This window comes from Embleya sp. NPDC005575, assembly GCF_040605455.1.
Lineage (GTDB): Bacteria > Actinomycetota > Actinomycetes > Streptomycetales > Streptomycetaceae > Embleya.
Window position 1 is genome coordinate 1 of sequence record NZ_JBEXCV010000279.1, and the last position, 5,972, is coordinate 5,972.

A 5,972-nucleotide genomic window follows, 5' to 3' on the forward strand; every position below is an offset into this window, starting at 1 on the left:
GGGGACCAGGGGCGGGTCTATCCCCGTCCGGGGGGGGGCCCCGGCACCCGCCCCCCCCCCCGGCGGGCCCGGCGTCGGCCACGCCGGTCGGCCCACCCGCCGAGGGGGTGCGCACATGTGGCCGGCGGGCCGATCGTGGCGGTCGGACCCGGATGGGGAGGCAAGGTCTCCGACGCCGGGCGTGAACGTACACGCCCCCACCGACATCGCCACGGCACTCGCCCGAGCCCCGTCCCGGACGGCGGAGCGCCACAGGGTCGGTCGGGTGGAACGACGCACCGGCGCTGCCGCCGCGGCGCCGAACGTGGACGACGGCATGGCACCGAAGCGGCAACCCTCCACCGGCCGATATCGAACCCCGGCCGAGAGGTCGAGGCGGAATGCGATCGTGGTTTGTCGTGTGTTGCCGGCATGATGCGCCGACGACTGCGACGTGCGACCGGGGGAGACGCGATGCGGGGCAATACCGTGTGGGGTGTGGGCTGTGTGATCGCCCTGACGCTGGCCGGGGCCGGTTGCTCCGGGGGTTCCGACACGAACAAGACCACCCCGAAGCCGGGTTCGGGAAGCGTGGTTCCGACGACGAAGGCGTCCTCGCCGGTCTCGCGCGCCGCGTTCCCCGGCCTGGGACAGGTCGCCAAGGCGGGTGACTGGCAGGTGTCCGTCTCCGCGTTGACACCCACCGACGCGACCGCGGCGGCGCGTTCGTTGCCGGCGCAGTCGATGCCGTTACGGGCGACGGTGACCCTGACGAACACCGCCAATCACATCGCGTCGGTGCCCACGACGGTGGTCACCGCGCGATACGGGGCGCTGGGGCGGACCGCGACCGCGTTCACCGACACGCACCTGCCCGGTCTGCCGAAACCGTCCTCCTCCACATCGAGGGCGCGCGTGCTTCCCGGAGGAGTGTTCACCGCCGACATCGGCATTGCGGTCCCCGCGCGGGCATCGGGCGAGAGCGTCACCGTCACCACCGAGGTCACCGAGGAGGGCATGGTCAACGGCGAGAACGTCTTCTTCGAGGGCAGGTTGCCCGGCACCCCCCAGGACGCGCCCGAACCCGTCCCGGGCTCCGGACCTCCCCCGACCGGGGCCGTCCTGCCCCTGGGGGCGTGGTCGCAGCACGGTTACCGGGTCGGACCGCTGCGGCTCGAGGCGACGCCGGCGACGGACGGACGCCGGACCGCGTCGCTGGACCTGAGCTACGACAACAAGGGCACCTCGACCCGTTCCGGCCTGGGCCGCTCGCTCAGCGTGCTCACCGGCCCCGACCTCACCGAGGCGGACGAGGTCAGGGCGTGGCTGGACTACCACGACGCGCCGATCGCGCCCGGACGCATCGCCACCGTCACCGTGTCCGTCACGCTCCCCGAGAACGCGATCCCCGGGCCCGTCACCGTCGAACTGATCGGCGGATCCGGCCTGGAACGCACCCCCTACACCGGCACCCTGAACTGACCCGGCCCCAACGGGATCACGACGCGCTCGCCGGTCACGATCACATCCTTCGGGAACGTCTCGAGGACCCGCACACTCCCGGACACCACATCGGCCTCGGCGACCCGGTCCCCGGTTCGCTGCGCCCGGCCTCGCAGTCGGTGGCGATGGCGAGCCTGCCGCCGGATCGAAGTTCGAGACGATCGCGGATCGGATGCGGCCCGGCCGACCACAGGGGAACATACGGCCGGCAAGTCCTGTAATCGTGGCTTGACTCCTGGCAAAATCATCGCCGTAAGCCTTGGATCACTGTCACTGCGTCGCACACAGCCCTTGGCAGAGCTTGGTTGTGGCCCTCGAATGCGCCTGCGAAAGCGGACGGATTCGGGGGCACAGCTCTTTCCGTTTGCGTCCGGCCTAGTGTCGCGGACCTTCGTTCCCCGCGCGCCGGGTGTCGCCGACACCGCGGCGGCAACGCATCGCCGCGCACGGCGAGGAACCGACGAACCGGCCCCGGGCAGAGCACTCGCAGCTTCCGCCACCTCGGCGCCGCGTGTCGTGACGGCATCGCCGTTGTCGATGTCGCGCCCTTCTTCCCGGTCGGCAGCCCCCGGACGCCACCCGATCCGGTCGGTCGTTCCGCCGACCGAGCCTTGGCGATTCCCCGGCCCCGGTTCGCGCTTCCCCCTGGCCGTACCGGTCTGCCCGTCCCGTATCCACAGAGAGGTGTTCACATGCCCGCCGGCAACGTGGCGCGGTCCCGCGTCCGAGACCTCGCCGAGCAATTGACCGACCGGCGCCGCCTGGTCCTGCGCGCACTCGCCACGCATCGCATCCTGACCTCGCATCGGATCACCGAGATGGCGTTCAACAGCCCGAGCACGGCCCGACGCCGCATGAAGGACCTCGAAGACAAGGGCGCCATCCACCGCTTCCGACCCTGCGCGGAAAACGGATCGAGCCCGTTGCACCTCATCCTGTCCCCGGCCGGCGCCGCCGTGACGGCCGTCGAGACCGGCGAGGAGCCCGGCCCGGCCGCCCGCCGAGCCCTCGAGGACCGCCGATTCATCCTGATGAGCGGACTGCGCCTGGCGCGCCTCATCGGTGTCGACGCCTTCCGCGCCGCCCTCGAATCCCACGCCCGCGCACACCCCGACGCGGCCGTCGAACGGTGGTACGGAGCAGACGAGACCCCGGACCTCGACGTCCCGCGCGGCCTCGACCGCCCGGACGCGGTCCTGATCTGGCGCGAAGGGCCCGGCCGGTCGGTCCTGGCGGTGGAGTTCGACACGGGAACCGAGCAATCGCGCCGTCTCGCCGACCGGGTCGCCCGGTACGCGTACGCGCGGCCCCGGCGCCGCGAGGGGGAGGAGCCCGTCGGACGGGAAGATCCGGTCGTGCTGTTCGTCTTCGGTTCCGAGCTCCGCGAGTCGAACGCCCGCGCCGCCTTGACGTACTTCGCGGACGAGGTGCCGATCGCCACGGGGGTGTGGCGTGCCGGGACCTCTCCCGCGGGCGCGTTGTGGCTCCCCTGGGGCCGGCGGACACGCACGACGCTCGCCGGGCTCGGGGAGGCCCGCCATCGGTCCGCGCCCGGCCCGACCCCGTGACCGACACGCTCCGCGCGCGTACGTGTCGTGAGTGAACCCTCGAACGGAAGGAAGTCCTCCTGTGGTCCCATGCCCGAGTTGCGGACGCGTCGAGCAGGTCGTCCGGGTCCAAGGCCTCTACGAGAGCGGGGTGAGCGTCACCAGGTCCGTGGGGCGAACGTCCGTGCGGGTGCACGGATCCCACGGCGTGCAGAGCGCCGTCGGGACGATCCGCGCCTGCGGTACGACCCGGACGTCGTTGTCGCGTTCGCTGCGGCCGCCGCCGCGCCCGTGGTCCGCCCGCGGCCGTGGGCAGGCGATGGTCGCGGCGCTCGTGGTGATGTTCGTGACGGGCATCGCGATCAACGCGGCCCTGGGGTCGGCGGCCTCCTGGGCGGGGCTCGCCGCGGCGGCGTGGTTCCTGGTCGCGTACCGCAAGCGCCACCGGGTGGCCCATCCGCAGTGGTGTCGGCGATGGACGCTCTGGAGACGCCTGTTCTGTTGCCGCCGCTGCGACGGAGTGTTCCTGCCCGCGGGGGAGTTCCCGCCGCCTCTGGGCGGGCGACTGGTCGAGCGCCGCAACCTGCACGCCTACCTCGCGGAGTGCGCCGCCGCAGGGAAGGCGTAGCCGAACAATGAACAGGCCCGCGTGTGCGTCGACTTCGGCGCGCCGCACTTCGCCGAGGTGCCACCACGCGCGGGCGAGGTCGGTGTGCGGGCGCCCGCGCCGTTCGGCGGTGGGGAACCGCCCGGATGCGGGTTGCGGCCGGCATGCCGGCCCGGGCCCGCCCTGGCCCGCCCCCGAACTCGAAGACCTCATCGAGGACGCGACGACACACGTCGCCGACCGACGCCGGCGGACCGCACCCGCGCGGTGGGCGCGTGCGGGCCGGCTCTCGCCGGAGCGCCGCAACGCGGGCGCGTTCGCGAAAGAAGTGCCGGCGGAGCACGACCAAGCGTCGAGGGTGAGATGTGGCGAGCTCAGTCCACGGGTCGAAGCCGTCGACCGCCCCCGGTGAAAGGGGTGACGGCGTCCTGGGCGCCGATGCATTCGTAGGGCTGCCATGTCGTCTCGTCGTGTCGGCTCTGCCATCCGGGCCGGATGGTCAGGGCCGCGAGGCGGTGTGCGGGGATGGCGACGGGTGGGTGTCGCCCCTCGGCGACGGGCCGGAAGTCGATGTGCCGTTCGCCGACGCCGGCCAGGGGAGCCGTAGACACTCGTCAGGAACGTCTGTTCGTCCCGGCGCCCGCACTCGACGTCCAACCGCAGCACGACGCCCGCACCGGCGCCCTCGTCCACGCCTGCCTCGGCTCCACCTGCACCCCATGACCCGGACCACACCCACCCCACCTCCACGACCGCGATCCCCGGAGGGCACCTGTGACACCACCACGCCCGCGCCGCCGCGCGCTGCGCCGCGGCGCGGTCCCGGTGGTCGCGGCCCTGCTCACCCTGGCCGCAGCCCCCGCCGACACCACGCCTTCCGCCGGCGCCGGCTCGGCCGGGATCGGGCCGGCGGAGCGGGCGGCCCTGGCGGCGGATTTGCGCCAGGAGTGCGCCCGGCACCCCGCCGTTGCCGACGGGCTGGGTGAAGAGCAGGTTCGAGGTGTGTGCATCGGCGGCGGGAGGTGGTGTTGGCGACGAAGGACCGGCCGCCGAAGCGGCTGGGCACGATGTGGTTCGACGAGTGGCAACTCGGCTTCGCCTACGACGGCGACCGCCGCGTCGACTTCGTCTCCAGCCTGGAGAACATCCAGGCCTCCACCGTGCCCGGCCAGGACGCACGCGCATGGCCGATCCGCGTCACCTACAGCGCCACCGTCTCCGACGGCGGCGGCGCAGACATCGTCCGCCCCGCCGACCAGGACCGCACCGACCTGTGGGGAGCGTGGGACGCCCGCCCCCAGACCGTCCTGACCTACACCTCGCCCGACGGCGCGGTCGGCACACCGTTCAAGAGGCTCTTTGCCACGATGCTGGTGCGGTTCGAGGTCACCGGCCCGCCCGGCGCCGACCCCTACGTCGACGAACGCAGCGCCGTCCTCCGGGGGCGGTTCGACTCCGCCGGACGCGTCGCCGGCAAGACCTGCGGCACCGTCTTCCCCGACCACAAACCCACGTTCGCGGTGAGCCTGGGCAACCCGGACGAGGACGAGAGCGCCCGCCACATCGACGACGCCCTGCACCACGCGGACAAGACGTTCCCCCCGACCGTCGGCAAGAACGTCCCCGCCGAACTCCACCGCCTGATCGACCCCGCCCTCCAGGAACGGAACCGCGCAGCCGTAGGGAAGGTGTGCACCGAGGTGTGGGGGGACTGGGCCGGGCAGCGCCTGGACTGCGACGAGTACCCGTTCGCCGCGACGAAGGAGGGCGCCTCGCTCAGCGACGGGCACTTCTCCGCGCGCCTGATCGACCGCGACGACAACCAGCGCGTGGGCAGCCGCCTGGGGAGCACCTTCTACGGCGAACACCGCATGCTCGACGGCGACGCCTTCCTCGTCACCGTCGTCCCCTGATCATCGGACTCGTTCGTCTAGGACCGTCCGCTTCCCCGCCGGTTCCAGCCCTTGGGGCCGTCCCTGGTGTCGCGGGTGCGGAAGAACGCGAGGAGGCGTTCGTCCCAGGGGATCTGCACGGCGTTGCCGACGCTGGTCCACTCGGCGCGGGGCACGGGCCAGTCGGGGTGGTCGGTCAGTTGCGCGACGCGTTGGCGTGTCATGTGTTCGGCGAGGCCGAGGGCGACTACGCGTTCGGCGATCTGCGTGAAGGACAGGCGGGTGATCTCGCGGGGTGTGTCGTCGCCGCCCACTCGAAGCCTCTCCTTGCCCGTCGGGACCTGTTCGGTGAGCTTCGCCGATCCCTTGCGGGTCGGCAAGGGATCGGCGAAGGGGCGATGGTACCCGTCCCCCCTCGTCCCGCCCCAGGCGCGCTCCGCCCAC

At 72.6% G+C, this 5,972-nt stretch carries 6 protein-coding genes; 4 read left to right on the forward strand and 2 right to left on the reverse strand.

Features of this window, described 5'->3' with window-relative positions; genetic code table 11:
• The first annotated feature begins 453 nt into the window (after positions 1–453).
• The 3 genes from ABZS54_RS41725 to ABZS54_RS41735 all read left to right on the forward strand — a co-directional run bounded on the left by ABZS54_RS41725 (position 454) and on the right by ABZS54_RS41735 (position 3,657).
• Positions 454–1,461 (forward strand): hypothetical protein, encoded by a 1,008-nt coding sequence (locus ABZS54_RS41725; protein ID WP_355548293.1) that lies wholly within the window; start codon positions 454–456, stop codon positions 1,459–1,461.
• A gap of 713 nt (positions 1,462–2,174) precedes the next feature.
• Complete coding sequence (locus tag ABZS54_RS41730) at positions 2,175–3,050, forward strand: replication-relaxation family protein (protein WP_355548296.1); 876 nt, start codon at positions 2,175–2,177, stop codon at positions 3,048–3,050.
• A gap of 187 nt (positions 3,051–3,237) precedes the next feature.
• Complete coding sequence (locus tag ABZS54_RS41735; RefSeq protein WP_355548299.1) at positions 3,238–3,657, forward strand: hypothetical protein; 420 nt, start codon at positions 3,238–3,240, stop codon at positions 3,655–3,657.
• A gap of 353 nt (positions 3,658–4,010) precedes the next feature.
• Here ABZS54_RS41735 and ABZS54_RS41740 read toward each other — a convergent pair whose 3' ends face one another.
• Positions 4,011–4,247 (reverse strand): hypothetical protein, encoded by a 237-nt coding sequence (locus ABZS54_RS41740; protein WP_355548302.1) that lies wholly within the window; start codon positions 4,245–4,247, stop codon positions 4,011–4,013.
• A gap of 417 nt (positions 4,248–4,664) precedes the next feature.
• Between ABZS54_RS41740 and ABZS54_RS41745 the strand changes: the two genes are divergently transcribed.
• Positions 4,665–5,549, forward strand: coding sequence for a NucA/NucB deoxyribonuclease domain-containing protein (locus ABZS54_RS41745; RefSeq protein WP_355548305.1), 885 nt, complete (start codon positions 4,665–4,667; stop codon positions 5,547–5,549).
• 17 nt (positions 5,550–5,566) lie between these two features.
• Here ABZS54_RS41745 and ABZS54_RS41750 read toward each other — a convergent pair.
• Positions 5,567–5,972: hypothetical protein (locus ABZS54_RS41750; RefSeq protein ID WP_355548307.1), on the reverse strand; the 406-nt coding region annotated here is incomplete at its 5' end.